Source organism: Amycolatopsis sp. lyj-23, assembly GCF_046549135.1.
Classification (GTDB): Bacteria; Actinomycetota; Actinomycetes; order Mycobacteriales; family Pseudonocardiaceae; genus Amycolatopsis.
Genome location: NZ_JAJPWN010000026.1, coordinates 60,066 through 85,598 on the forward strand (window position 1 = coordinate 60,066; position 25,533 = coordinate 85,598).

Annotated in this window: 22 protein-coding genes; 7 read left to right on the plus strand and 15 right to left on the minus strand. The window is 69.4% G+C overall.

Going from position 1 to position 25,533, the window contains the following annotated elements:
• Nucleotide 1: 1 nt before the first annotated feature.
• Nucleotides 2-2,380, minus strand: a complete 2,379-nt coding sequence (locus tag ACLJPY_RS45740) for an RICIN domain-containing protein (protein WP_410597259.1) — start codon at nt 2,378-2,380, stop codon at nt 2-4.
• A 567-nt stretch (nt 2,381-2,947) separates the two neighbouring features.
• On the opposite strand from ACLJPY_RS45740, the gene ACLJPY_RS45745 reads away from it, so the two are divergent.
• Nucleotides 2,948-5,761 carry a glycoside hydrolase family 2 TIM barrel-domain containing protein gene (locus ACLJPY_RS45745; RefSeq protein WP_410597260.1) on the plus strand — a complete coding sequence of 938 codons (2,814 nt, stop codon included), beginning with the start codon at nt 2,948-2,950 and terminating at the stop codon, nt 5,759-5,761.
• Nucleotides 5,762-5,799: 38 nt separating this feature from the next.
• On the opposite strand, the gene ACLJPY_RS45750 is transcribed toward ACLJPY_RS45745, so the two are convergent.
• From ACLJPY_RS45750 to ACLJPY_RS45760, 3 genes are read right to left on the minus strand one after another with little or no spacing between them, the layout of a single operon-like run.
• Nucleotides 5,800-6,969, minus strand: coding sequence for a zinc-binding dehydrogenase (locus tag ACLJPY_RS45750; protein WP_410597261.1), 1,170 nt, complete (start codon nt 6,967-6,969; stop codon nt 5,800-5,802).
• A complete protein-coding gene (locus ACLJPY_RS45755; RefSeq protein WP_410597262.1) occupies nt 6,966-8,528 on the minus strand; it encodes a flavin-containing monooxygenase in 1,563 nt (520 codons plus the stop codon). Before ACLJPY_RS45755 ends, ACLJPY_RS45750 begins: the two co-directional genes overlap by 4 nt.
• The gene (locus ACLJPY_RS45760) at nt 8,525-9,292 is read right to left on the minus strand and encodes a TetR/AcrR family transcriptional regulator (protein WP_410597318.1); all 768 of its coding nucleotides are present in this window, start codon (nt 9,290-9,292) and stop codon (nt 8,525-8,527) included. The genes ACLJPY_RS45755 and ACLJPY_RS45760 overlap by 4 nt, the downstream gene beginning before the upstream one ends.
• On the opposite strand from ACLJPY_RS45760, the gene ACLJPY_RS45765 reads away from it, so the two are divergent.
• The gene (locus ACLJPY_RS45765; RefSeq protein WP_410597263.1) at nt 9,291-9,686 is read left to right on the plus strand and encodes a hypothetical protein; all 396 of its coding nucleotides are present in this window, start codon (nt 9,291-9,293) and stop codon (nt 9,684-9,686) included. The two genes, ACLJPY_RS45760 and ACLJPY_RS45765, sit on opposite strands and share 2 nt — an antisense overlap.
• A gap of 69 nt (nt 9,687-9,755) precedes the next feature.
• The gene (locus ACLJPY_RS45770; RefSeq protein WP_410597264.1) at nt 9,756-10,460 is read left to right on the plus strand and encodes an alpha/beta hydrolase; all 705 of its coding nucleotides are present in this window, start codon (nt 9,756-9,758) and stop codon (nt 10,458-10,460) included.
• A 16-nt stretch (nt 10,461-10,476) separates the two neighbouring features.
• Here the strand turns inward: ACLJPY_RS45770 and ACLJPY_RS45775 are convergent, their stop codons facing one another.
• Both ACLJPY_RS45775 and ACLJPY_RS45780 read right to left on the minus strand, forming a co-directional pair.
• Nucleotides 10,477-11,151, minus strand: a complete 675-nt coding sequence (locus ACLJPY_RS45775) for a hypothetical protein (protein WP_410597265.1) — start codon at nt 11,149-11,151, stop codon at nt 10,477-10,479.
• 15 nt (nt 11,152-11,166) lie between these two features.
• Nucleotides 11,167-12,906, minus strand: coding sequence for a CocE/NonD family hydrolase (locus tag ACLJPY_RS45780; protein WP_410597266.1), 1,740 nt, complete (start codon nt 12,904-12,906; stop codon nt 11,167-11,169).
• A 122-nt stretch (nt 12,907-13,028) separates the two neighbouring features.
• Here ACLJPY_RS45780 and ACLJPY_RS45785 point away from each other — a divergent pair, with 122 nt between their 5' ends.
• Nucleotides 13,029-13,646, plus strand: coding sequence for a TetR family transcriptional regulator (locus ACLJPY_RS45785; RefSeq protein WP_410597267.1), 618 nt, complete (start codon nt 13,029-13,031; stop codon nt 13,644-13,646).
• A 5-nt stretch (nt 13,647-13,651) separates the two neighbouring features.
• On the opposite strand, the gene ACLJPY_RS45790 is transcribed toward ACLJPY_RS45785, so the two are convergent.
• The 8 genes from ACLJPY_RS45790 to ACLJPY_RS45825 are packed head-to-tail and all read right to left on the minus strand — an operon-like array spanning nt 13,652 to nt 21,619.
• Entirely contained in the window at nt 13,652-14,827 is a 1,176-nt protein-coding gene (locus ACLJPY_RS45790) for a CaiB/BaiF CoA transferase family protein (RefSeq protein ID WP_410597268.1), read from the minus strand.
• A complete protein-coding gene (locus tag ACLJPY_RS45795; RefSeq protein WP_410597269.1) occupies nt 14,824-15,684 on the minus strand; it encodes a fumarylacetoacetate hydrolase family protein in 861 nt (286 codons plus the stop codon). The genes ACLJPY_RS45790 and ACLJPY_RS45795 overlap by 4 nt, the downstream gene beginning before the upstream one ends.
• The gene (locus ACLJPY_RS45800) at nt 15,681-16,811 is read right to left on the minus strand and encodes a DUF3500 domain-containing protein (RefSeq protein ID WP_410597270.1); all 1,131 of its coding nucleotides are present in this window, start codon (nt 16,809-16,811) and stop codon (nt 15,681-15,683) included. The genes ACLJPY_RS45795 and ACLJPY_RS45800 overlap by 4 nt, the downstream gene beginning before the upstream one ends.
• A complete protein-coding gene (locus tag ACLJPY_RS45805) occupies nt 16,811-17,152 on the minus strand; it encodes a cupin domain-containing protein (RefSeq protein WP_410597271.1) in 342 nt (113 codons plus the stop codon). The genes ACLJPY_RS45800 and ACLJPY_RS45805 overlap by 1 nt, the downstream gene beginning before the upstream one ends.
• The gene (locus ACLJPY_RS45810; RefSeq protein WP_410597272.1) at nt 17,149-18,729 is read right to left on the minus strand and encodes a bifunctional 3-(3-hydroxy-phenyl)propionate/3-hydroxycinnamic acid hydroxylase; all 1,581 of its coding nucleotides are present in this window, start codon (nt 18,727-18,729) and stop codon (nt 17,149-17,151) included. Before ACLJPY_RS45810 ends, ACLJPY_RS45805 begins: the two co-directional genes overlap by 4 nt.
• Nucleotides 18,726-19,745, minus strand: a complete 1,020-nt coding sequence (locus tag ACLJPY_RS45815; protein ID WP_410597273.1) for a quinone oxidoreductase family protein — start codon at nt 19,743-19,745, stop codon at nt 18,726-18,728. Before ACLJPY_RS45815 ends, ACLJPY_RS45810 begins: the two co-directional genes overlap by 4 nt.
• A 33-nt stretch (nt 19,746-19,778) precedes the next feature.
• Nucleotides 19,779-21,041, minus strand: a complete 1,263-nt coding sequence (locus ACLJPY_RS45820) for an acyl-CoA dehydrogenase family protein (RefSeq protein ID WP_410597274.1) — start codon at nt 21,039-21,041, stop codon at nt 19,779-19,781.
• A gap of 50 nt (nt 21,042-21,091) precedes the next feature.
• Complete coding sequence (locus ACLJPY_RS45825) at nt 21,092-21,619, minus strand: nuclear transport factor 2 family protein (protein ID WP_410597275.1); 528 nt, start codon at nt 21,617-21,619, stop codon at nt 21,092-21,094.
• A gap of 160 nt (nt 21,620-21,779) precedes the next feature.
• On the opposite strand from ACLJPY_RS45825, the gene ACLJPY_RS45830 reads away from it, so the two are divergent.
• From ACLJPY_RS45830 to ACLJPY_RS45840, 3 genes are all read left to right on the plus strand, one after another.
• A complete protein-coding gene (locus tag ACLJPY_RS45830; protein ID WP_410597276.1) occupies nt 21,780-22,493 on the plus strand; it encodes a GntR family transcriptional regulator in 714 nt (237 codons plus the stop codon).
• 89 nt (nt 22,494-22,582) lie between these two features.
• Nucleotides 22,583-23,809, plus strand: coding sequence for a flavin reductase (locus ACLJPY_RS45835; protein WP_410597277.1), 1,227 nt, complete (start codon nt 22,583-22,585; stop codon nt 23,807-23,809).
• Entirely contained in the window at nt 23,806-25,038 is a 1,233-nt protein-coding gene (locus tag ACLJPY_RS45840; RefSeq protein ID WP_410597278.1) for a PucR family transcriptional regulator, read from the plus strand. Before ACLJPY_RS45835 ends, ACLJPY_RS45840 begins: the two co-directional genes overlap by 4 nt.
• Before the next feature lie 23 nt (nt 25,039-25,061).
• Here ACLJPY_RS45840 and ACLJPY_RS45845 read toward each other — a convergent pair whose 3' ends face one another.
• Entirely contained in the window at nt 25,062-25,502 is a 441-nt protein-coding gene (locus ACLJPY_RS45845; RefSeq protein WP_410597279.1) for a MarR family winged helix-turn-helix transcriptional regulator, read from the minus strand.
• Nucleotides 25,503-25,533: the final 31 nt, after the last annotated feature.

Here is a 25,533-nt window from a genome sequence, read left to right on the forward strand (position 1 = left end):
TTCACGATGCGGCTGGGAAGTTCCACTTCTGGTTGGCGCCGCCGTTGCAGTCCCAGATGTCGAGTGCTGTCCCGTTGGCGGTGGCGAACCCGGGGATGTCGAGGCAGCGACCGGAGGCGGGGTTGACCAGGGTGCCGTTGCTGACGGTCCACTGCTGGTTGCCGCCGCCGTTGCAGGTCCACAGGTCCACCGCTGAGCCGTTGGCGGTGGCGTTGCCCACGACGTCCAGGCACAGGCCGTTGATGGTGACGGCACTGTTGCCGACGGTCCACTGCTGGGCGGGCGAGCCGTTGCAGTCCCAGATGTCGACGACGGCGCCGGCGGTGCTGGAGGCGGTGTAGTCGTCGAGGCACTTCGCGGTGTTCAGGGCGGAGGGGATGGGCCCGGTCACGGTGCCGCCCGTGCCACCGGAACCCGGGGTGATGGACAGGTTGTCGAACTGGTCGGTGCGGTAGCCCTGGATGCCCAGCCCGGCTTGTCCGGACTGGAAGGAGCTGTCGGTGACCGAGCCGATCTGCTTGCCGTCGACCTTGGCGCTGATCGTGGGGCCTTGGAAGGTGAAGGCGAGGTTGTGCCACTGGCCGGTGCCCAGGGCGGTGGTGGTGCCGGTGGCCAGCGTGTGGTTGGAGCCGTCGGTGTACATCTTCTCGATCCACCACTGCCCGGTGTCCCGGATCCGGAAGTAGTACGCGTTCATGTGCGACTGCGGGCGAAGCTGGGTGTTGGCGCGACCGAGCAGCTCGGTGGTGCCGGCGCTGCGGAGCAGGACGTCGGAGCTGACGGTGTAGTTCGACCAGCGGGTGTCGCCGATCAGCGAGTAGGAGTCGGAGTCGTCCTGCCACTCGATCGGCTTGACCGGTGCCATCTGCTGGACGCACTGCCCGGGACGGCCGGTGCAGGGTTGGACCTCGAAGGAGCCCTGCATGTCCGACAGGTACTTCGCTTCGGTCCCGTTGCCGTAGGCGTCGAAGTTGTCGCTGTAGGGCAGGGCGAGCCCGTGGGCGGCGGGTGCGGTCGCGGTGCCCTTGCCCTGACCGGTGGTGGTGGTCACGGTGTAGACGTAGCCCGGCTGCATCGTCAGCGAATACGAGCCGCCCGAGGGAGTGATGTCCTGGGTGTGGACGAAGGACGTGGCCGCGCTGGGGGAGTTGACGTTGGTGGCCCAGACGTGGACGGTTCCGGTGGACAGACCGCCCTGGATGTGGAAGTTGGCGGTCTGCGCGGAGTTGGTCGTCGTGGTTTCCAGGATGGTGGAGTAGTCGGAGCCGGTGCCGGATTTGACGGTGACGTAGGTGCCGTTGGACTCCGCGCCGCCCAGGTAGCCGGAGGCGGAGTCGATGAACTTCCAGCCGGGCTGGGTGAACTGGGTGACCTGCGCGGTGGCCCAGGTGCTGGTCCCGATGGTGTAGTTGCCCGACCACGGCGATCCGGCGGTGGCCAGGCCGACGGTGCTGAAGGGCAGGTTCGGGTAGATCGCGGCGATCAGCGGCCAGTTGAAGAAGCTGGTCATCTTCGCGTCGACGTAGCCGCGGGTGATCGCCCGGATCAGTGCGGGGGCGCCGGTGTTCATGTCCTGGGAGCCGTTCTCGCTGTCCCACAGGGGCTTGCCGAGATTCCGGCCGGTCTGGGTGCTCTGGCAGGAGGTCGCGTCGCCGCCGTCGCCGCCGTTGCAGGAGTAGTGCACCCCGACGATCGACACCGCGTTGTTGAACGCCGCGTTGCGTGCCATGTCGTCCGCGACGCTCCAGCCGGAGTCGTCGCCGACGATCTGGATACTGCTGTAACCGGCGTTGTTCAGCGCCGATCGCAGCTGGACGTACCAGTTCATGTCATGGCCGCGTTCGTTCCAGCCGCCGAGGTACTTGATGTTCAGGCCGTGCTGCTTGGCGCACCCCAGCCAGGTGATCAGGTAGTTGATCGTGTCGGTGGACCAGAATCCGCCGTTGATCCATCCGGGTGCGGTCCAGGCCAGGCCGTACAGGCCGATGTTGGGGTTGCGTGCCTTCGCCTGCTCGGCCAGCCAGAACTCGTAGCCGGCGTTGCAGTTGATCTGTCCCCTGGCATGCTCGACGGAGGGCTCGGAGCCATCGGTGGAGTTGGCGTCGCCGCCGAGCTCCAGCTTTAGCAACTGCAGGTTCGCGCCGTAGCCGGGCTTGAACATGTAGTCCAGGATCTGTGACTGCTGCGCGGCGGGATAGTCGGCCAGCAGCCGCGAATTGCCGCCACCGCCGCTGATCGCACCGATCCCGTCGAACGTCCGGCCGCTCTGCGCGCCGTCCACCGTGATGGCCGTGGTCGCGGCCTCAGCAGGACCGGCGCCGACCGCGAGCGACGCGGCAAGCAATGCCAGTACGGGGGCAAGTCGAGCGATGCGACGCATAGGACCATCCTTCGCCGTGAGGAGACGGCAGAAGGTCCGCTCGACCAGAGGAGCGACCATGCACCGCCGGGAAGATGTGCCCCAGTGTGCGGTTGTGTTCGTTTCACTGTCAACCCTCCCAAGAGGAGACAATTCCACACGGCACGACAGGACTTGGGCCAGAGGGTTGCCGTTTCAGCAACCTGAGTCTGCGCGGTCGCGGGATGACACCTGCAAATGGTTGTGCACGCTCAAAAGGTTTGAGATATCAAAGTCGCCGACGACCCCGCGAAGCTCCCGGCAGCGGGGCTGCGCGGCCGCGCTCGACGCTGATCGAATCCCACTCGGTGATCAACTGTCAGAAGTTGCGCACTCTCCGTTGACATAGGGATCGAGGATCGCTCAAGATACAACACTGGTACTTTTGAGCTTCGTCCGGCGAAGCAGGCGACTGGGCGTTGGGACTTGTCCGGCACCTTGTCTGCTTGCCAGCGAAGTTTTGTTGTATGTTGCGTCATATATGAGATCTGAGCATCGAGCGTCTTCCTCCTTGTTCGGCGTTCGTCACCTCCCGTCTCTGGAGGCCCGGTGGAGTTCAACCGTCGCAAAGCGCTGACGATCGGCACGGTGGGCGTTGCCACCGCGGCGTTGCCCGCCCCCGGTGCCGTATCGGCAGGGGAGGTTGCTGCAGCGCCTGCCGGCCCGGAGACCGAAACGCTGCTCCTGACCGGGGCCGACGCCGATCACACCGTCGACTGGGACTTCCAGGTCACGGCCGGCAGGCGCGCGGGGGAGTGGGCCACCATCCCGACGCCGTCGAACTGGGAGTGCCACGGGTTCGGCAGCTACCACTACGGCGGAGACCTCGTTCCGGCGGAGAAGGGCAACTACCGGCACTCGTTCACACCACCGGCGTCCTGGGCCGGCCGCCGGACCTTTTTGGTGTTCGAGGCCGCCATGACCGACGCCGACGTCCGGGTCAACGGCGTCTCGGCCGGGCCGGTGCACCAGGGCGGCTTCTACCGCTTCCGCTACGACGTCACCGCCCTGCTGCGCCTCGGCGAGGCGAACCTGCTAGAGGTGACCGTCAGCAAGGAATCGGCCGACAACTCCGTCAACGACGCCGAGCGCCGCGGCGACTTCTGGAACTTCGGCGGGATCTTCCGGCCGGTCTCGCTGGTGGCGTACCCGGCCGCCCGCATCGACCGCGTCGCGATCGACGCCCGCGCCGACGGGACATTCGCCGCCCGGGTCACGCTCGCGGGCGTGACCGCGGCGGCCCGGCTGACCGCGCAGCTACGCCGCCTCGATGGCACGGCGGTCGGCGGGGCCTTCTCGGTCGCCGTGGCGAGTGGGGCGACCAGCGCGACCGTGACCACCACCGCGGCCCAGCCCTCGTTGTGGACGGCCGAGACGCCGAACCTCCACCAAGTCGAGCTGACGCTGGCGAGCTCCGGTGGCGTGTCGTGGCACAGCACCGTCGAACGCTTCGGCTTCCGCACGATCGAAGTCAGGACCGGCGACGGCGTCTACGTCAACGGGAGGCGGATCGTCCTCAAAGGAGCGAACCGGCACACCTTCTGGCCGACGCTCGGCCGCGCGTCGAGCCCACGGCTCGCGCGGCTCGACATCGAGCTGATGAAGGACATGAACATGAATGCCGTCCGGATGTCGCACTACCCGCCGGACGCGTACTTCCTCGATCTCTGCGACGAACTCGGACTCTACGTCCTGGACGAGCTGACCGGCTGGCAGCACCGCTACGACGAAGGTGTCGGCGCCCCGCTGGTCAAGGCCCTGGTGGAGCGCGACGTCAACCACCCGTCGATCCTGTTCTGGGACAACGGCAACGAGGGCGGCTGGAACACCGCGCTGGACGACGACTTCGGGCAGTACGACCCGCAGCGGCGGGCGGTCCTGCACCCGTGGACGACGTTCAGCGGCGTCGACACGAGCCACTACCAGACCTACGGCAGCACCGCGAGCAAGGTCGCCGGCAGCACGATCTTCATGCCGACCGAGTTCCTGCACGGGCTCTACGACGGCGGCGCCGGAGCCGGGCTGAACGACTACTGGAAGCTGATGGGCGGGTCGCAGCGCTCGGCGGGTGGCTTCATCTGGGCGCTCGTCGACGAAAGCGTCGCGCGCGACGACCGTGGCGGGGCCCTCGACACCAACGGCAGCCGCGCTCCCGACGGGATCCTCGGCCCGTACCGGGAGAAGGAGGGCAGCTTCTTCACGATCAAGGACATCTGGGCGCCGGTCCAGCTGGCCAGCCCGGCCTACTACGACTCGGTCTTTCCGGCGTCGTTCGACAAGACCGTGAAACTGGTCAACCGGTACGACTTCACCAACCTGCGGGCGTGCCGGTTCACCTGGCAGCTGCTGGCCTTCCCCGCACCCGGCGCCGGAACCGGTCACCAGGTCCTGTCGCAGGGGCAGGCCGGCGCGCCGGACGTCGCCCCGGGAGCCACCGGCGCGGTGACGCTCGGCCTGCCCGCCGACTGGACCGCCGCCGACGCACTGCGGCTGAGCGTCACCGACCCGGCCGGACGGGACGTTGTGGGCTGGACGTGGCGCATCCACAAGGCAACGGACTTCGCCGCGCGCCTGGTCAAGCCGGCGACCACGGGCGGCGTCACCGCTACCGAGACCGCCACCGAAGTGGTGCTCGTCGCCGGCGCCACACGCGTCACCATCGGCAAGGCCGACGGACGGCTCACCGGCGTGCGCCGCGGCAGTACACCGGTGTCGCTGGCCAACGGCCCCGCCCCGGCCGGCGGAGCGGCGACGCTCACCGCGATCAGCCACTTCCGGGACGGCACGGGCTGGGTCGTGCAGTGCGACTACAGCGGCGACCTGACGTCGGTGCGCTGGCGCTTGGACGCGAACGGCTGGCTGCGGCTGGAGTACCGCTACCACGCCACCGGCGACCACGACCACCTCGGCGTGAACTTCGATTACCCCGAGGGACGCGTCCGGGGACTGACGTGGCTCGGCGACGGGCCGTACCGCGTCTACAAAAACCGGCTGCGCGGTGTGCAGCCCGACGTCTGGAGCAAGCCGTACAACAACACCGCGACCGGGGCGAGCGGGTTCGCCTACCCGGAGTTCAAGGGTTACCACGCGCGGACCTGCTGGGCGGTGCTGGACACCACCGAGGGCGCGGTGACGGTGGTCGCCGCGGAGGAGGGCCTGTTCCTGCGGCTGTTCACCCCGGCGGTGGGCCCGGACCCGCAGAACGCCGTGGTCACCTACCCGGCCGGCAACGTCTCGTTGCTCGACGGTATCGCCCCGGTCGGCAACAAGTTCCACGGCGTTGCGGCGCTGGGCCCGGAGAGCCGCCCGAACGCCGGCGCCGGCGACTACCACCGCACGGTGTACTTCCGTTTCGATGCGTGAGGGAGTGCTGTGGTCATCCCGTGAGCGGAGTTCACCCGTCACTCGGGTGCGGAGATGGCTTGTCCCGGGAGTCGGGGGTCGATAAGGACTTTGGCGTGTCCCTGGGGATCGGCGAGTTCGGCGAAGGCCGCGGATACGCCGGCGAGCCCGACGCGTCCGGTCAACAGCGGCGATGCGTCAAGGTGGCCTTCGGCCAAGGCGTGGAGGGTGTCGCGGAACTCCAGGGGTGTGTAGCCGACCACGAAACGGAGGTCGATTTCCTTGTTGATCGCCATGGCGGGGCGCCATTGGTCGGTGCCCATGCAGACGCCGACGACCACTACCTTGGAGTGCAGCGGCGTGTCGGCGAGCACCCGTTCCAGCATTCCCGGCACGCCGACGCATTCGAACACGACGGGGGCCTTGGGTGCGGTTATGCCGGCTTTGTCGAGCAGGCGCCATGTGTGCCACCAGGGGACCGGTAGCCGGCTGAGCCCGTCGACCGCGTCCATGGCGGCCGTGATCGGGCCCTGCATGGTGGTGAAGTGCCGCCGGTCGCCGTTGTCGAACGGAGAGGCTTCCCGGGGATCGACCACCAGGTCTGCGCCGCACTTGACGGCGAGCTGGCGGCGCAGCGGTGACAGGTCGCTGGCGACGATCGTCCGGATGCCGCGGGACTTGAGAACGCTGATCACCGCGAGCCCGACCGGGCCGCAGCCGAGGACGACAGCGACGTCGCCGCGCCGCGGCCGACCGCGGTTGACCGCGTGCCAGGCGACCGCCATGGGTTCGGTGAGTGCGGCCAGGTCGGGAGCGAGGCCGTTGGGTACGGCCAAGGTGAGCGCCTCCTGGACCACGACTCGCTCGGCGTATCCGCCCGGTGCCTTGGCCGACAGGCCCACGGCGTGGACTTCTCCGCCGTGGCGGACGAGCGGAAGTGTCACCACCGGCGTCCCGACCGCGAGCTTGCGGCGGGTGCCCGGTCCGTGCTCGGCGACCACGCCGTAGATCTCGTGGCCGAGCACGACCGCATCGTCGACGCGCATGTAGTCGGGATAGCCGATCTCGGCCAGGACGTCGGCGAGATCGTCGGCGTGGAGGCGGGAGTGCAGATCGGAGCCGCAGATGCCGCAGCGCTGAACTTCCAGAACGAGTTGTTCCTGACCGGGAACCGGGTCGGGCAACTCGGCTACGGTCAGCTCGTGGTGGTGACAGACGACTGCCCTCATCGTGCGGACTCGGCGATGTGTGGCCGAGAGCCCGCGGCGGACAGGTGGTACGCGGTCGAGGTGCGTCGCGCGGCCAAGCGCCGGAAGCGCCACGTCCAATCCGGCCACAGGGTCGCGTTGCGGCCGGTGGCGTCGAGGTAGAAGCTGCGGCAGCCACCGACCTGCCACACGGTAGTGGACATCTTTCGGTCGAGTTCGCGGTTGTAGCTGTCGTGCGCCCGCTGGTCGACTTCGATGGTGGTGGCGCCTGTCCGATCCATCGCGGTCAGCTGGTTGCGGATGTGGATGGCTTGCGCCTCGATCATGTAGACCATCGAGCTGTGCCCGAGACCGGTATTGGGTCCGAGCATCAGGAACAGGTTCGGGAAGCCCGGGACGGCCGTGCCGAGGTAGGCACGCGGCGAGCTCGCCCAGTGCTCGGCGAGCGTGCTGCCGTCGCGGCCGCGCAGCTGCGTGGCGACGGGGAGGTCGGTGACGTGGTAGCCGGTGCCGAAGATGATGGCGTCGACCTTCCGCTCGACGCCGTCGCGGTCGACGACGGAGTGCGGTCGCACTTCGGCCAGCGCCGAGCTGACCAGCTCGACGTTGGGCTTCTGGAGCGCCGGATACCAACGGTTGGACGGCACCAGCCGCTTGCAGCCGAGTGTGTAGTCGGGGGTGAGCCGGCTACGCAGCTCGGGGTCGTGGATCTGGTGGGCCAGGTGTGCTTTGGCGACTGTCGCCAGCCGGTTCATGAGCGCGGGTCGTTTGACGAAGCCCAGGACGAGGGCTTCCTTGGCGGTGTAGACGCCGGCCCGGACCGCTTTCTGCGCCAGCGGCAGCCGCCGGTAGAGCGCCCGTTCACGGTCGCTGATGGCGCGTTTCGGGTGGGGCATGATCCACGGAGCGGTGCGCTGCAGAACGAACAACCGACCGACGTGGTCGGCGATCTCGGGGACGTATTGGACCGCGGAGGCGCCGCTGCCGATCGAGGCGACCACTTTGCCGCTCAGGTCGTAGGCGTGGTCCCAGCGGGCCGAGTGAATCAGCTTCCCCTGGAACGTCTCGATGCCGGGGACTTCGGGGAACACCGGCTCTGTCAGTGGACCCACCGCGGACACCAGCACCTGCGCGTCGTACTCTCCGTCGCTGGTGTTGACCCGCCACCGCTGGGTGCTCTCGTCCCATGCCGCGTCGCGCATTTCCACCCCCAAACGCAGGTGGCCGCCCAACCCGAACCTCTCGGTGCAGGACTTGAGATAGGCGCGAATTTCGGCCTGCGGGGAGTAGGTGCTCGTCCACTCGGGATTGGGGGCGAACGAGAACGAATAGAGATGGGACGGCACGTCGCAGGTGCAGCCGGGATACGTGGTGGACTTCCAGACGCCACCCACATCGTCGTTGCGCTCGAGGATCAGCAAGTCGTGAATCCCGGCCCGCTTGAGCTGGTGGGCCAGTCCGATCCCGGCGAATCCGCTGCCGACGATGATCACTCGTGCGCTACCGCCCACTTCGCGGCCTCCTTGATCCGACGTCACGTCAAAAGTACGCGCACGGTACTTTTGAAGCAAGCGGGTCATCGAGGTCCGGTGAGCACCGCCTCGTGGATGGTGACGATCGGGGCGAGGAGGGGATCGAGGTCGGGTGCCTGTCCGGCAGGAGTGGCCCGGATGACCCGAGTCGCGAGTTCGTCGGCGGCCCCGATCGCCCCGATGAGCTCCAGGTCCGACGGGCGGTGGACCGCCGGGTCTTCGGCGGCGGCATTCTCGGCGAGCCGGGCGAAGTTCCGCGCATGCTGTTCCAGGACTTGATCGCGTTGGTCGAGGAGCAGGGGGCCGGCGGCGCGCAGTTCGACCATGAAGCTGACCGCGTACGCCGGTGCGTTCACGAAACCGTCGAGGTAGGCATGCACCCCCGCTCGAAGCCGTTCTCGCCAGGCTGCGTCGGCGATCTCGGCGACTCGGTTGTGTATGAGGTCGAGGAGTTGCCGGCTGGCTTGGAGGTGGGCTTGGGCGAAGGCGTCCTGTTTGTCGGTGAACGAGGCGTAGAACGCGGACCGTGACACCCGGGCCCGGCCGATGACGTGCTGGACGGAAGTCGCCGGGTAACCGCGCGCAGCGACCTCTTCGGTCACCGCCTGCAAGATCCGGCCCCGCTGCGACGCGGCGACCTCGGACCCCGGCAGGGCGGCCCGTCCACGGGGCAGGTCGAGCCGGTTCGGCATCAGGGTCAACGTGGCCGGCAGATCCTCGCTGCTTCCCGGGTTGCTCACAGGCGCAGGATAACGGACCCCTCCGTCGAAGGCGCTTCCCTTGGTTGCGCCGCCGTGCAAAAGTACACGCATGGTTTTCAAAAGAGGCTCGACGACCGGGAAGGGCACCTTCGCGGGCCAGTCGATGCTCGGCAAAGTCATCGGCACCGTGCTCGCGCCCGTCGTACTGGGAGGCGTCTCCGGGCTCCTGCTCGGCGCATCGGCCCCGGCTTACTGGGTAGTGCAGGTCGCCGCGGCCATCGGTGGGTTCTTCGGGGGCTTCGAGCACCACGGCTGGCGACCGGGACTGATCCGAGGTGTCGCCGGCGGCCTGCTCTACGGAGCGGCGCTCCTCGCCGTCCGCGCTCTGACCGGCTGGACCGACACGATCGACCTGGGCAGCGTTCCCGGTCTCCTTGTCGTCATCACGGCTCTCGCGGGCGCCGTGGCCGGTGCGCTCGGAGGAGTGATGCGCGCCCGGCGCTGAAGGACGCTGCCGCAGGCCGGCTCCCTTCGTAAATCTCACCGTTGATGCCCTTTTCTTGGCAGGAGTCCCATGTTGGCCCAGCAACGTGACGTTTTCGCTCACGATGTCGGTGGCACCACGCTCACGGCAGTGACCGCCGGGCCCGAACAGCCGACCGATCGGCCCTTGATCATCGCCTTGTACGGTGGCACCTACACCGCGCGCTACGGTGACGTCGCAGGCTCGCGTCATGGGTCCTTTTTGGACGTTGCCACCACCATCGGGCACCAAGTGGTGGCTTTCGACCGGCCCGGTCACGGCGGCAGCACCCCACTCGGCCCGGCGGTCGCCACTTTCGAACGGCACGCCGAACTGCTGAGTGCGGCCATCACCGCCGTGACGGCGGACGCGGGTAGCCGGGAGGTGTTCCTGGTCGGTCATTCGATCGGCGGGATGATCGCCTTGATGATCGCGGCAAGCCGGCCGGACTTCCCCCTCATCGGCGTTTCGACGACGGGGCTGCGTGCGGTGATCCCGTCGGGCGGCCCGACCGAAGCGCTGGGCGCCCTGGCGCCGGACGTGCGCGTCCCGGCCCACTGCGCCCTGGCGGAGTTCGGCGGGCTGTGGGCCGGCAACCCGGAAAACGTCGGAAGCTTCGCGGCGATGTTCATCTCCGCGCCGTTCGTGAGCGTGACCCGCGGTACCGACCACAGCCATGCGCTGCACCTGCGTCAGCTGGCGTTCGCCGCCGAGTGCGCTGCCTGGGCCCGGAACGGCGTCCAGAGTGTGCGTTGATGCCCGCGGCCGGAGCTCAGCCGGCGGAGGGCGCCGACGGTTCCGACGCGGCTTGGAGGATCCAGTTGTGAAATTCCACCGCGAAGTGCTCCAGGTGGTGCTCGACCACCGCCGGGCCGCACGAGGCCGGGAGCGTCACCGAAAGGTCGACGGTGAATCCGCCTTCGACGTCGGTGAACGAGTTGGTGATGCCACCGACAACGGTGCCGTCCTCGAGCACCATGCGTGAGCGGCGGCCGGCCGGCGCTGCCGGGGTCGACGCCTCGTCCCATTCACGCATGTAGAACGAGCACACGTGGTCGCCGAGGGTTTCGACGATGTTGACCCGGCCGCCGCCGGCGTGGATGGAGTAGTGCTCCGGGTGTCCGGCGAGCAGGACGTCCTCCCGCCCGAACGCCTGTGACAGCCAGCTCGTGAACTGCGCCGCGGTGATGCCCTGCGCGTGCAACGTCGTCGTGCCGGTCGTCTCCTCGCCGGCCGAGCGCGCGACGTGGTCGCGCAGGTAGGCCTCGCCCGCGGCGATCTCGTCGGCGAGGAGGTCGAGGAGGCGCTCGCGGCCGAGCTTGCCCTTGAGCAGCGCGAGGGCACGCTGGGCGGCGCGCACCTCGAAACGCGCGATGGTGCTGTCGTCCTGTTCGCCCGCCAGCCGGACCCGCGCGCCGTTGTCGATGGTTGCCGTGTCGGTGCTCATGGTGGTCCTTCGTGGTCAGCGGGTCTGGACGGGGAGTTGCAGGTAGGAGGCGTGGTCACCGCCGGTGTGGATGACGTGCTCTCCGCGGTTGGCGCCCCTGTACTCCTGGATGCCGGGCATGAGGGTGCCCAGCAGGTTGCGGGAGCTGACGACGAAGCGCAGCTGCTCGCCCGCCCGGAAGGACAGCCCGATCGGGAGCAGGTCGACTTCGACGTCGACGATCTCGCCGGGGGAGAGCAGCTCGACCCGATCGAAGCTGTGCGCCGGAACGTCCTCTGTGGACAGCTTCTCGTCCAGGTGTCGGGCCGAGACGCGCAGCCGTCCGTCCGAACCCTTGTAGCGAAGGATCGACGCGCCGTGGTCGGTGAGGTCGTGGACCACCGCGGTGCGGTTGGGGACGGTGAAGGCCTGCAGGGGTGTGCCGTGGGCGTCGAGCTTCTGCACGAGGACGAACAGGTCCATGTCGGCGGCGTCGCGGGCCTCGACCCACAGGTGCGCCTTCGGGTAGCCGACGAGCACGGTGTCCTCGTCGAAGCGCGCGAGGAAGGACGCCGCGGCCGGGTTCGCGGCGACCGGGTAGGAGACGGCGGACTCGCCGGCGGGGACGGTGGTCGTCAGCGTGCGGGTGCGGCCGTCGAGGTAGTACCTGGTCGCGGTGACGTCGGCCGGGGGGAAGGTGTCCGCGGGGAGGTTGACCTGGTCGCCGCCCTGCAGGTCGAGGACGGAGTAGCGGACCCGGGGGGTGCGCTCCCAGCCGTTGTCGACGTCCTTGAGGTAGTGGTCGAAGAAGCGGCGCAGGTCCTCGACGTTGGCCTCGTCGTAGTAGTCGGGCCATTCCTGGGTGTTGTGGATGCGCAGCCACTTTTCGGGGCTGGCCATCCGGCGCCAGGCCCGGAAGGTGCCGGCGGTGTGCAGGGTGTTGGAGTAGCTGGCCACGACGTAGGCGGGCACGGTGATCCGGTCGAAGTCGGGAACCTTGTGCGCCCAGAAGTCGTCCGCGAGCGGGTGCAGCTCGGCCTCGGTGAGGAGGTCCTCCTTGCGGTTCTTGCCGAAGAAGCTGCCCTCCTGGAGCTGGCGGGTGAACCCGGTGTCGGGCATCCCGCCGCGCAGCACCAGGTCGCGGTAGACGTCGCTGACGCCCTCCCACGGGTTGATCGCCGCCAGGTGCGGCGGCTGCTCGGCGGCGGTGAACCACTGGGAGACCGCAAGGTAGGACGTGCCGCTCATCCCGACTTTGCCGGTGCACCATTCCTGCTGCGCCAGCCACTCGATGAGATCGAAGCAGTCCCGGCCCTCCTGGCGGTCCCACAGGACGCTGTCGCCCTCGGAGTCGACGACGCCGCGGATGTCGGGGTTGCAGATCGCGTAGCCGCGAGCGCACCAGTACGCGGGGTCCGGGCCTTCGAACTTCTCCAGCCCCGACACGATCCCGTTGTCGAGGCCGACCATGCCGAAGACGCCCATGACGCTCGGCGAAGAACCCTGTCCCTTGCCGTAGGGGCTCCACGCCACGAGCACCGGCACGGGCTCGGTGCCGACCGGGCGGAACACGTCGACGTGGATGGTCACACCGTCGCGCAGCTGCACCGCGACGTCCTTCTCGAAGACGACGTCGACCGGCAGGGGGCGGAACGGCGGGGCGAGGCGGAACCCGGCCTCGAGGATCCGGGTGCCCGGCTCGAACGGCGTCAGCACCCCGGTCCGGGCGGGCGGCAGCGGCTGGGACGGCACGAACACCTTCTGGTCATTGCTCACGACGGGCTCCTCTCGCTCGGGCACGTCCTGGTGCCGCGGTCTTGCCTGATTCCACCGTAAGGCCGACCCGGGAAAAACTCAACGCTTGTGGAGAAAATGCTGTGGCCGTTACACTCGCCCGGGTGACCGCCCAGGAGGAGGCGCCGGCGACGAGGGCCCGTCGCGGCCGCAAGCCCGGACCCGGCAGTACCCGGCAAGCCGTGCTCGACGCGGCGAGAGCGCGGTTCGCCCGCGACGGCTTCGCCGAGACCACGATCCGCCGCATCGCCGCCGACGCCGGGGTGGACGCCTCCCAGGTGATGCAGTTCTTCCGCTCGAAGGACGACCTGTTCGCCGCTGTCATGGCCGTCCCCGCGTCGGCACTGGAACGGTTCGACACCGCGTTCGAGGGGCCGGACGAGCACCTCGGCGAACGCGTGGTGCGCGCCTACCTGCGGGCGTGGGAGGGCAGCGCCGAGGAGTCCGAACCCCTGATGGCGATGCTGCGGGGCGCGGTCGGCAACGAGAACGCGCGCGTGCAGCTGCGCGAGTTCATCCAGTCCCGGTTGCTGCACGGCGCCGGCGGCGGTGGCGACGCGATGCTGCGCGCCGGCCTGGCGGCGGCGATGCTGGTCGGCATCGTCACCAGCAGGCGGATTATCGGGGTGCCCGTGATCGCTGCTGCCGACACCGAACAGATCGTCGCGACGGTTGGCCCCGCGATCCAGCAGGTCCTCGCCGGCACCGCGCCGCCCGGCTGACGGCCTCACCCGGCGTCCAGCCAGGCACGGATCTCCGCGTCGTGCTGGCCCAGCGCCGGCGGAGCGGTGTGGGTCCGCGCGACCTCGGTGCCGTCGAGGCTCGCCATCCGCAGCGGCGGTCCCGGCAGCTGGATCCTGCCGAGGACGGGGTGGTCGACGTCGATGACCAGACCTTGGCTGAGGGTCTGCTCCCAGGTGTAGACCTCGTCCAGGGTGCGCACCTTCCCCGCCGGGACACCGGCCTCGGCGAGCCGGCGGAGCCAGTCCGCGGAAGTGCGCTCGCTCAGCCGGTTTTCCAGGGCGGCGGTCAGCTCGTCGCGGTACAGGACCCGGTCGCGGGCGGTCGCGAAGCGGGGATCCGTCGGGTCGAGCCCGGTGGTCAGCGCGACGGCGCGCCACTGGTGGTCGTTGCCGACCGCGATCTGGATGGTGCCGTCCTGGGTCGCGAACGCTCCATAAGGGACGATGGTGGGGTGCTGGTTGCCCAGCGCGCGGGCCACCTCACCGGCCACGGTCCAGCGGGTGCCTTGGAACGCGTGGGCGCCGACGATGGCCGCCCGCAGCGACGTTCGCACGACGGTGCCCCGGCCGGTTTCCGCCCGCTCGGCCAGGGCCGACACGACTCCGAAGGCGCCGTACATCCCGGCGAGCAGGTCTCCGATGGGCACCCCGACTTTCGTGGGTTCGTCGGGGCCCGGCCCGGTCAGGGACATCAGCCCGGCTTCGCCCTGGGCGATCTGGTCGTACCCGGCCCGCCCGCCCTCGGGCCCGTCGTGGCCGAACCCGCTGATGGACAGCAGGACCAGGCGAGGATTGAGCTCGTTGAGGCGGTCGAGGCCGAAGCCGAGGCGCTCCAGCGCGCCGGGCCGGAAGTTCTCGACGAGGACGTCGGCCCGCTCGACGAGCCGCTCGAGATCGCGCCGCCCGGCGTCGGACTTGAGGTCGAGCTGGATCGACTCCTTATTGCGGTTCGCCGACAGGAAATAGGTGGAGACCGGGTCGTCCGGCGGTCCCACGAACGGCGGGCCCCACTGCCGCGATTCGTCACCGACCCCTGGTGCCTCCACCTTGATGACCCGGGCGCCCATGTCGCCGAGCATCATCGTGGCGTGCGGTCCGGCCAGAGCGCGGCTGAGGTCGACGACGAGGACGCCGGACAGCGGTCCGGCCGTGGCGCTCACTGCCCGTTCCCGGCATGCCGGTGGTCGTTGGCCACGACGGGGTTGCGCAGGGTGCCGAGCCGCTCGACTTCGACTTCGACTTCATCGCCGGGGTGCAGCAGCCAGGGCGGTGTGCGGGCGTAGCCGACGCCGGCCGGTGTTCCCGTCGCCAGCAGGTCTCCGGGCCGGAGCGTGAACGTGTGCGAGATCAGCGAGAGGGTGTCGCCGACCGTGTAGGCCATTTCGGCGGTGGAACCGTCCTGGACCAGCTCGCCGTTGACCCGCGTCCGGACGCGGAGGCCGTCGCGCAGGTCGCCGACCTCGGCGGCCGGGACCATCGGGCCGAGCGGCCCGGAGTTGTCGCCGTTCTTGCCGAGAATCCACTGGCTGGTGAGCTTCTGGGCCCGCCGCGACGTCACGTCGTTGAACGTCGAGTAGCCGACGACGCCCGCCAGCGCCTGCTCGGGCGTGGCGTCGACGAGCGTCGACCCCACGTAGGCCATGACCTCGCCCTCCCAGTCGATGCCCTCTTCGTTGGCGGGGACGGGGATCGGGGCGCCTGCGACGGTGAGCGATGCCGTCCAGCGGGCGAACAGCGACGGGTAGGGCGGCAGGTCCTGATCGCGGAAGCTGCCTTCGGCCACGTGCTTGAGGTAGTTCAGCCCGATGCAGATCACCCGCGCACCGGGCAGCACGGGCGGAACCTGCTGCACGTCGGCGAGCGCGACGGCCGGTCCGTCCGGAACCTGTGACAGGAAGCCGGTGGCGTCGGTCCAGAACTCGTCCAGCCCGGCCACGACGGTGGCCTCGGCGCCGTCGTCGGACAGGGACGCGACTTCGACTCCTCCGCTGTCGCGGCGGATCCCCACGATCCTCATCGGTGTGCCTCCTCGTGGTGGGCGCCGTGCGGGGTGTCGAGGTGGTGCTGCATGAGCAGGTCGGCGGCGAAGTCGTTGGAGGGGTCGCGCCAGACGCTGTGCACGTGGTTGGCGTTGTCCTCGGCGTTGTCGAACTCGATGAGGGTGGCGCCGCCCTGGACGCGGAAGTAGTGCGGTTGGTCGATGGTGGTTCCGCCGGCCCACGCGAAGTGCAGCTCGTCGACTCCGCCGGCGGCCGCGATGCGGTCCATCTCGGCATTGACCAGTCCGGGGCGGGCGCGGTGCACGAACTTCGCCAGCAGGTCGTCGAAGCAGGCCCGCTGGGTGGCGGAGAGGTCGCCGACGCGGATGCCGCGGGGGTGGGCGCGGAAGTAAGCGAGTGCCTTGCGGTCGTCGTCGGTGATCATCGCGTCGCGGCGGCCGACGCCGTGGTAGGCCGGGTACTCGACGTCACCGATGTGGGGCACGGTGCGGGTGACGAAGTCCGCCGGGGGCTTGTCGTGGATGACCGCTTGCGCCCGCTGGCCGGCGGTGAGGCCGTCGAGCAGCAGGAAGGCGGCGTCCTCCTCCTCGCCGAGGATGCGGAACGGGCCGATGCGCGCCGGCTCGGCGCCCAGCAGGAACGGCGTGGCGTTGACCAGGTCGCCGTCGACCACGGTGACGTTGATCGACAGGTGGTGCCCGACCAGCCGGAAGCCCCAGGTGGTGTCGGGTTGCGGCTGGCCGAAGAAGGTCAGGAAGTAGCCGCGGGCGTCGCGGAACGTGGCGGCGACGTGGCCGAAGACCGGGAGGTTGAGCTCGCGCAGCACGTGTTCGTTGCTCATCACCTGAACCACGCGTGCGTAGGCGGGCAGCGACATCGACTCGGCGATGAGCCGGTGCGCCAGCACCTCCTGGTGGCGGTCCAGCTCGCCGAGGGGGAGGCCGTGCCGGCCGGACTCGGGCAGGAAGTTCCAGTGGGTGCGGCCGGGGTCGGTGTGCGGCAGCAGCACCCGGGCCCGCTGGTCGCCGGTGAGGCTGTCGAACAGGCCGATCGCGGCGAAGGTGACGACGGTCGCGTCGAAGGAGCCGCCGGCGTGGGGGCGGTGTTCGGCCGGAAGTTCGCTGTGCGGTACGAGATCGGTCATCAGGCGGCCGGGCGGATGACGAGCATGCTGGCCGGCAGCTTGCTGCGGTTGACCACCTCGCGGCGGGTGCCGGAGGTGAAGTGGACGGAGTCGTAGGGGCGGAGGGTGGCTTCCTCGCCCTCGCTGACCATCACCAGCTCGCCGCTGAGCAGGACGTACACGGTCTCGACCGGCTGCTCGCTCATTTCCGCCTGGCCGCCGGGCAGGTAGTGCGACAGCACGACGGTCACGTCCTTCGTCGGGGTCGACGCGCCGCCTTGGAGGCGCACCGGCCCGACACCGGTGTGGCCGGGTGGATCGAAGCGTTCGGCCTCGGCGAGCCGGGTGACGCGCATGGTCATCGCAGGTGTTTCCCTTCATCGGGGCGGGGCTGCAGCGCGCGGCGCAGCTGTGAGACGAGGCGTGGGATGTCGGTGTGGTCGCCGGCGCCGAAGACGTAGAAGTCCGGGCGCCCGAGGAATGCGGTGCAGCCGTGCCGGGTGAACCAGCGTTCGTAAGCGCCGTCGAGGTCGCGCACCGGGCCGGCCGGGGACAGGTCGGTGATACTGCCGCCGATCTTGCGGAACCACGACGCGGCTTCCTCGTCGAGCAGCTCTCCTGGATCGCCCGCCCGGCTCACCAGCTGCCAGTCGCCGCCGACGACGTCGTCGAACAGACCGGTCCGGCCGGCGACCGCGACCCGTCCCTGGGGCGCCAGCCGCCCCTCGACGTCCCCGCTGGGGACGGTGATCGACGGCGCGCCCAACCGGGGGTGCGGCGGCTCCACGGCGGTGGCCGCTTGCCGCTTCAGCTCGGTGTCCCGGGCCGCGGCTCGGGTGGGGTCCAGCTCGCAGATGACGCGGCCGGCCGCGACCGCTTCGTCGATGATCTCCCGGACGTGGCCGGCCCGTTCCGGGCCGTAGGTGTCCAGCACACGCGGGTCCGCCAGGCCGGCGTGCACCATGCCCAGGCGCCAGGCCAGCGCGCGGGCGTCGCGGAGCCCGGCGCACAGGCCCTGGCCGAGGAACGGCGGCATGAGGTGCGCGGCGTCGCCGGCCAGGAAGGCGTTGCCCACCCGCCAGGTCCGCGCCCACTGGCCCCGGAAGGTGTAGACGGCGTGCCGTTCCAGCACGGCGTTGTCGGAGGTGACTCCCCACGGGGCCATGAGCCGCCAGGCCGTGGCCTCCTGCGCCAGCTCGTCGACGGGCATGTCGTCGCGGCGCATGAACTCGAAGCGCCGGCGGCCCGGCCCGCTATTGACCGCGGTGGCCGGCTGGCGTGGATCGCAGTACTGGACGACGAAGGCGTCCCACGTCTCTTCGCGCAGCGGCCGGTAGTCGACGACCAGCCAGTCGGCCTGGAAGCCCGAGTCGCCGACGTCCACCGCGAGCTGGGTGCGCACCGGGCTGTTCGCGCCGTCTGCGCCGACGAGCCATCGGCTGCGGACGGTGGCCGTCGTTGCGGGCTCTGTGGTGGAGACGAGCTGCGTTGAGACGGCCCCGGCGTCCTGGGCGAAGGAGGAGAACGTCCAGCCTCGGTGCACGGTCACGCCCGCTGTGGCTTCAGCGATTCCTTCGAGGACCGCTTCGAGGTCGGGCTGGTGGAATCCGTTGGTGTTGGCCCACCCGGATTCGGCCGGCCGGTTCCAGTCGATCGAGCGCAGCAGCTCACCGTCGCCGTTGCGGAACTGGTAACCGCCGCGGGCGCCCTGCGATGGTGCGAAGAGATCCGCGTGGTCGGCCATGATCCCGGCGGCCTGCAGGATGCGCAGGGCTTCGTGATCGATCGTGCAGGCGCGGGGAAGCGGATACCGCTGCGGCCAGCGCTCGACGACCGCGACCCGCATGCCCGCTTGACCCAGCAGGATCGCGGTGAGCAGGCCGACGGGCCCGCCGCCCACGACGAGGCAGTCGGGCTCGGGAGCGGGGAGCGTTGTCATGCCAGGTCTCCGTCGGGGACGACGACGCACTTGGCGTGGGGCGAACCGGACTGCTCCCGCCACGCGGCCGGCAGCTCGTCGAGGGAGAAGACGCGGGTCGCCAGCTGCAGGCCTCCGCGCGAAATCTCGGCCCACAGCCAGGTCAGCGCCTGGTACTTGTCCCGCAAGGACATGTGCAGGCCGGCAAAACCGGACAGGACCAGCTGCTTGCCGCGCATCGACCCCGCCGGAACCTGCGCCGTCGGACCCGCCAGGTTGCCGATGTTGACCAGCCGCGCCCGGGGAGCGCAGACCTGCAGAGCGGCCTCCAAGGGCATCCCGTAGATCCCGTCCAGGACGACATCCACCGGTCCGGCCGCGTCGTGCAACCGGGCGGCCAGCTCGTCCCGGCTCTCCTCGGGACGAAGGGCGACGACAGCGTCCGCGCCAAGATCGAGCACGCGCTGCAACGCAGCGTGGTCCCGGCCGACGCCGACCACCCGCCCTGCGCGCACCTGCCGGGCGATCTGCACCGCGAGCTGACCCACGGCGCCGGTGGCGCCCAGCACCAGTACCGTCTCGCCGCGTCGCACACCGGCGATCTGCACCAGCGGCAGGTAGGCCGCGGTGCCCGCGTTGCCGACCGCGGCGGCCAGGACCGGGTCGATGCCGTGGGGGAGCGGGAGCACGTCCGCGTCGGCGACGAGCACCCGATCGGCGAACGCCCCCGGCGTGGCCGGTGCGGCGTGGCATTCCGCGTACACCCACGAGCCGGGCTCGTAGGCGTCGGACTCGAGCACGACGCCGACGCACTCGCTGCCGGGAACGTAGGGGGCTTCGTGGCGGACTGAGTGGAACGACCCGGAGGCGATGAGCAGGTCCAGCGGGTTCAGCGGGGCCGCGGCGACCGCGAGCAGCGTCGTGCCGTCCGTTCGGCGCGGCAGCACTGTCGTGCCCAGGCGCGGCTCGGCGGCGGGGGCGTCGATCAGGATTGCCCGCACCGAGCCGTCTGCCGATGCTTCGACTGCCGCGTTCACGACACCGGTATCTCTGGCGAGCGACATGGCCGGTCAGCCGGCCTTGGGTGCGGCGGTCCGGTTGAGGGTAGTGATCCCGGCGAAGTCGTGGGGCTGGATGCCGGCCATGAGGCGCCCGTAGTTCTCGGAAAGCGCTTCGAGGTTCAGGGCGCCGTGCAAGGTGACGACGCGCGCGTCGCGCCAGGCCCGCTGGATGTGTTCGAAGTCCATGATTGCGGTGGAACCGGAGTTGCGCTGGAGCAGCTCGATCGCCTCGGCGCACCACTTGGCGGCGTAGGCGGTCTCGGCGAGGACGCGCGCGCTGAAGTGCTGCAGGTACTCGGGGGATGCGGGCGTACCGGCGGCGGCGAGTTCGCCCAGCCGGTCGGTCTCGGCGGCGTTGGCCTGCGCCATCAGCGTCGCCGACCGGATCTTGCTGTGCACCTCGGTGAGCATGAGGTGCGTCAGCGGCGCCTCGAGCTGGTTCTTGTACGTCGTGCCGCGGATCGGCCGGCCGGCGGAGCGCTCGAGGAAGCGGGCCAGTGCGCCCTGGGCGATCCCGATCGACATGCCGGCCATGAGGCTGAACGCCCAGCCGAGCGAGGGAGCCTTCCACAGTGATCCGGCCAAGCCGTTGTCCAGCGTGCCGGCCACGACGTCACGGAAGTCGACGACACGGTGGGCGGGGACGAACAGCTCGTCGGCCGAGAGCGTGACAGAGACACTGCCCGTGGCGCGCATGCCGGCGACCTGCCAGTCGTCGAGGAACCCCAGTTCGTCGCGGGGGACCTGGACACCGACGAGGTAGCGGCCGTCGCCGTCGTCGGCCATACAGCCCAGGTTCGTGTACGGCGCCCACAGCGCGTCGCTGCCGAACGTCCAGGGGCCGCCGGAGATGAGCCAGCCGTCATCGACTCGCTTCGCGCGTCCCCGTGTTGCTGGGAAGTGGCTCGATCCGGCTACACGTGGCCCGACCCACGCGGGGCCGTAAACCTCTTTCACGACCTTGGCGCCCGAGCCGGCCGGGATCCAGTTCGTCGAGGCCCCCACCCACACCGTCCACCCGGCCGAGCCGTCCCACGACGACACCTCGGTGACGACGTCGAGCTGGTCCCGGACCGAGAGCTCGGCACCGCCGAACTCCGCGGGACTGGCGATGTCGAAGGCGCCGGTGGCGTCGAGCGCGGCGATCGTCTCGTCGGAGTGGCGGCCGGCACGTTCCGCGTCCAGCGCGGCCGCGCGCAGAGCCGGACCGAGCTCGCGCACCTTCTCCAGAACGGCGGCGAGGGTGGCGGGCCGGTCGTCGGTGACGAGCATCGTGGCCTCCGTGTCGGGTCGGTCATTCAGGGGGTGGTGCGCCGTCGCCGTCACCGGGTCGCCTTGATCGCGTTGAGGTAGGCGACCCGGCCGGCTTCGGCGTGCTCGCGCAGGACGTTGAGCTTCATGTCCGGCCGGTGCTCGGCGTTCGGCTCGGGCACGAACGGGTTGCCCGTCCAGGACATCAGCCGGCAGACGCGTCGCCGGATGCGCCAGCCGGCCTCGGTGCGGACGAGCTCGTCGTCGTACCACCCGGTGCCCGTCCACGTGGGACCGTCCTCGGCCGCTTCCCGGACGAGCAGCCAGTTCCCGTAGCTGAACGCGTTGGCACGATCGCCGTCGACGTGAACCAGCTGCCCCATCATCGTGTGCTGGTGGCTGTCCAGCGTCTCGTGGAACTCCGCGAAGGACCGCTTGAAGTTCTCTAGGCCCACCCACGCGTTGCCGGCCGGGCCGAACTCCGCGGTCACGTCCTCGGAGAAGACGAGATCGAACAGGTCCCAGGCGTGCGCGTCCAGCGCGAACCCGTACAGGTTGAGCAGCTCGATGATCGCTGCCTTGTCCTCGGTGTCAGCCACGCTGCGGGTCTCCATCTCGCCTGTGAAATGTCACTGAATGCTTGTGCCATGTCTAACTCGGCTGGACTGGGGTGTCAAGACGCAATCTCGACTCGCACACCGGTAGTCTGACGGGCCCAGTGGTCTTCCACTGCACGCAACAACCCGACGGGGTGACCTGGTGAGCGATGTGCCCGACTCCCGCGTCTCGCTGAACGAGACCGCCTACCGCCGGCTAAAGGACGACATCATCGCCTGCCGCCTGGCTCCTGGTCAGCGGCTTACGGAGAAGCAGCTGGCGGCCGACACGGGTTTCAGTACCGCGCCCCTGCGCGACGCCCTGACCCGCCTCGACCACGAAGGCTTGATCCGCACCGTGCCCCGCAAGGGCTACCAGGTCACGCCGTTGACGCCGAAGTCCATCGACGATCTCTTCGTCGTCTGGGGGATAGTGGGACCCGAGCTCATCCGGCTCGGCCTGCGCCAGGCGAGTGAAGCCCAGCTCGACACGGCACGGGCGGCGTTCGACGAACTGGACGCGCTCACCGAGGAACAGGGTGGATCACCGTCGGCTCTGCTCGACATCGACGTGGTCAACCGGACCTTTGCAATCCTGGCCGAGGCCGCCGGCAACACCTATCTGATCAACTTCTTCCAGCGGCTCATGGGTGACATGAGCCGCATCCGAGCACTGCTGCTCACCTCGGATCAACCGAGCGCCGCGACAGCGCCGGCCGGCCACTGGGTGCGCCACATCCTCGACGAGCGTGACGTAGACAAGGCCGCCGAGCACGCCCGGCGCTACATCGAAGACGTTCACCAGCAGGTGCTCCGAGCCATCATCAGGTGGCCCTCGGTGATGAGCAGCGAGGTCAGTGTCCTCCCGCCACAGTGAGGCGATGCTTGACACGACGCGCGTCAGTACGCTTAACATGTCACAGATTTTGACGAAACATGTTAGCAAGCTGCGGACGGGAGCGTACGATGTCCGACGCTGGCAACGCGACGATCGACCCCGCGCTGTTTCGCGAGACGCTCGGGCACTACCCGACCGGGGTAGCCGTCGTCACCGCGGTGTCGGAGAACGGCAACCCGGAAGGCATGGTCGTCGGAACATTCACCTCGGTCTCCCTGGATCCGCCACTGATCGCCTTCTTTCCCGCCAGGGACTCAAGGAGCTTCGCACGGTTCAGGGACGCCGCCACATTCTGCATTAACGTCCTGGCATCCGATCAGGAACCGCTGTGCCGGCAGCTGGCGACCGGTGGCGCGGCCAAGTTCGACGGCGTGCGGTGGCGGCCGGGACCACTCGGCTCACCCGTCCTCGACGGCGCGGTGTCCTGGATCGAGTGCACGTTCGAGGACGTGCGCGAGGCAGGTGACCATTACATCGTTCTCGGGCGCGTGCAAGAACTCGGCATTGCCCGGTCGACCTTGCCGTTGCTGTTCTTCCAAGGCGGGTACGGGAAGTTCTCCACCGGATCGTTCATTGCCGCGCCGGATCCGGAGCTGATCCAGGCGGCACAGCTGGCCCAGACGATCCGGTCCGAGGTGGAGGAACTCAGCATCGCCTTCGCCGTCGACTGCAGCGTCCTGGTCAAGATCGGCAGCGACGCGGTCCAAGTACTCACCGCCAACGGCGGGCAAACGTCCGAGACCGCTCCGCTCGGACATCGGCAACCCATCATCCCGCCACTCGGCGCCGTGTTCATGGCGGATGCAACACCCACGGAGATCGAGGCCTGGCTCAACCGGGCGCCCGACGACAGCCGAGACCGTCGCACCCTCCACAGTAGACTGCTCGACGTAGTGCGTGATCGTGGCTACTCGCTGCTGGCTGCCGAGCCGGAGCTGCTGCAGCGTCATCAAGCTGTGCTGACCGAATTCGAGCAGTCTGACCGGCTCCCTCGCCAGGAACGGAACGTGCGGCAGGCGACCGCCGACCTCGCTGATCTGTTCTGCCCCGACCTCGTCGCCGGCCGACGCTACGACCTCGCATCGATCGTGGTGCCGGTCCCCGCCATGCCAGATCTGCCTCCAGTGGCCTTGCGAATGACCGCGATGCCGAAATCCGCGCCGACCGAACAGGTCGAGACCTGGATCCACGGCCTGACGCGAGTGGCCGCCGCGGCGGCCATGGCCGGCACGCGGTTCGAGTCCAGCGACTGTGCGGTCATGTTGGCCGGCGCCTCTTCACCGGAAAGGCGATGACCCGCGCGGAACGCAGCTTGCCGGCGCGTCAGCTGTGGGCGTCGCTGCCCCGGGAACTCGCGATGCTCTTCGCTGCGCAATCCGGAAAGCTGTGTGACGCCCTCATACAAGAGGTGCAGAACGCTGTGCCTGAATACCGCGACTCGGTGGAAGAAGCGTTCGGCCCGATCGTCACCCGCTGCGTTCGGCTCATGGTCACCACGTGTCTCCGCAGCATCGGCGAGCCCGCCGCCACGTCGCCGGAACCGGCTACCTTGTTCCGGCGGATCGGGGAGATCGAGTTCGACGAGGGTCGTGGTGTGGAGTGTCTGCAGACGGCTTACCGCGTCGGTGGTCGTGCGGTTTGGCGTTACCTCTCAGAACTGGGGCAGGCTGCGGATGTTGCCGCAGACGTGCTGTGTACCAGCGCGGACGCGATCTTCGCATTCGTGGAGGAAATTTCGGCACTGTCGGTCGCGGGCTATCGAGCGGCTCAAGGCCGAGTGGCCGGTCCGCGCGCGCGGCGCCGAAAGCGGCTGCTCGACATGATGGTCGCCGAACCGGCACCAACCTGGGAGGCGTTGTCCGCGCAGGCCGTCGCGGCCGGGTGGGACCCGCCGGCCGAAGTCACGTGCGTAGCCCTCGAGCCGGGAACCGTCGGCAGGGACTTCGCCGAACCGAACCTGCACCCCGACGTGCTAACCGACCTCGATTCCGCCGCGCCGTTCCTCATCACCGGCGATCCCGCGCGGCACCTGGATCAGCTGGCCGTGCGGCTGCATGGTCGCCGGGCGGTGGTCGGACCGACCGTGCGGCTGCTCGAAGCGCGGCGTTCACTGCAGTGGGCGCGTCGGACGCAGTGGCTGATCGGCCGTGGAGTGCTGCCGGACGAGCCGGTCGTCCGCTGTGCTGCTCACCTGACCACGCTGGTTCTGCTGTCCGACGACTTCCTGGTTCGCCAGCTGTGTACGCATACCCTCAAGCCGTTCGACGGCCTGACCCCGAAACAGCGTGGTGTGCTCAGCGAGACCCTGCTGGTCTGGCTGCAGTCTCGGGGCAGCGCTCCCGAGATCGCCAAGAGACTGCGGGTGCATCCGCAGACCGTGCGCTATCGCCTGCACCAGATCCACGACCTGTTCGGTGAGTCTCTCGGTGATCCGGACAACCGCCTCAGCGTCGAGATCGCCCTGCGTGCCCGGGTCCTCCTGGGTCCTGCGCGGCGACCGGCGGTACGCATCCGCCCGAGCTGAATCGTCGCGGGACCCTGCCGCTCTCACTGCGACCACGCTCGCGTCAGGCTGTTGCGCAGTTCCGTCAATGCCGCGGGGCCCAGCTTGCGGCCGAGAACCTGTTCCAAGTCGTGCAGGATCCCCGATGCGACGTCGCGGCGCCGGCTTCCCGCGTCGGTCAGTTCGATGAGCGTGCTGCGCGGGAATCCCGGTCCCGGCGTGCTGACCAGGAGCCCCTCGTCGATGAGCTGCATGACGGCGCGATGCATCGTCTGGCGGGTGACGTCGGCGCGGCGGGCGAGTTCGGCGATGCTCAGCGATGCACCTTGGTCCAGGTGCGCGAGCACGGCCGCGTGCGCTGGCGTGATCGGGTCCACGCCCGCGGCGTCGAGGCGCTCCAGCAGTTCGTCGGAAAACCACCGGACACCCCGTTGCAGGAGGGTGAGCAGCGGGGGGTTCACCTCCGGGTGATCGTCGGCGCTCATTCCTCGCGTTCCTCTCGCTCGTGAGCTACGC

Coding starts and splice junctions, on each gene's coding strand:
- ACLJPY_RS45740 (WP_410597259.1), bottom strand. CDS start 2,380: ATGCGTCGCATCGCTCGACTTGCCCCCGTACTGGCATTGCTTGCCGCG.
- ACLJPY_RS45750 (WP_410597261.1), bottom strand. CDS start 6,969: ATGAGGGCAGTCGTCTGTCACCACCACGAGCTGACCGTAGCCGAGTTG.
- ACLJPY_RS45755 (WP_410597262.1), bottom strand. CDS start 8,528: ATGACCCGCTTGCTTCAAAAGTACCGTGCGCGTACTTTTGACGTGACG.
- ACLJPY_RS45765 (WP_410597263.1), top strand. CDS start 9,291: ATGGTTTTCAAAAGAGGCTCGACGACCGGGAAGGGCACCTTCGCGGGC.
- ACLJPY_RS45760 (WP_410597318.1), bottom strand. CDS start 9,292: ATGCGTGTACTTTTGCACGGCGGCGCAACCAAGGGAAGCGCCTTCGAC.
- ACLJPY_RS45770 (WP_410597264.1), top strand. CDS start 9,756: ATGTTGGCCCAGCAACGTGACGTTTTCGCTCACGATGTCGGTGGCACC.
- ACLJPY_RS45775 (WP_410597265.1), bottom strand. CDS start 11,151: ATGAGCACCGACACGGCAACCATCGACAACGGCGCGCGGGTCCGGCTG.
- ACLJPY_RS45795 (WP_410597269.1), bottom strand. CDS start 15,684: ATGAGGATCGTGGGGATCCGCCGCGACAGCGGAGGAGTCGAAGTCGCG.
- ACLJPY_RS45800 (WP_410597270.1), bottom strand. CDS start 16,811: ATGACCGATCTCGTACCGCACAGCGAACTTCCGGCCGAACACCGCCCC.
- ACLJPY_RS45805 (WP_410597271.1), bottom strand. CDS start 17,152: ATGACCATGCGCGTCACCCGGCTCGCCGAGGCCGAACGCTTCGATCCA.
- ACLJPY_RS45810 (WP_410597272.1), bottom strand. CDS start 18,729: ATGACAACGCTCCCCGCTCCCGAGCCCGACTGCCTCGTCGTGGGCGGC.
- ACLJPY_RS45820 (WP_410597274.1), bottom strand. CDS start 21,041: ATGCTCGTCACCGACGACCGGCCCGCCACCCTCGCCGCCGTTCTGGAG.
- ACLJPY_RS45835 (WP_410597277.1), top strand. CDS start 22,583: ATGTCCGACGCTGGCAACGCGACGATCGACCCCGCGCTGTTTCGCGAG.
- ACLJPY_RS45840 (WP_410597278.1), top strand. CDS start 23,806: ATGACCCGCGCGGAACGCAGCTTGCCGGCGCGTCAGCTGTGGGCGTCG.
- ACLJPY_RS45845 (WP_410597279.1), bottom strand. CDS start 25,502: ATGAGCGCCGACGATCACCCGGAGGTGAACCCCCCGCTGCTCACCCTC.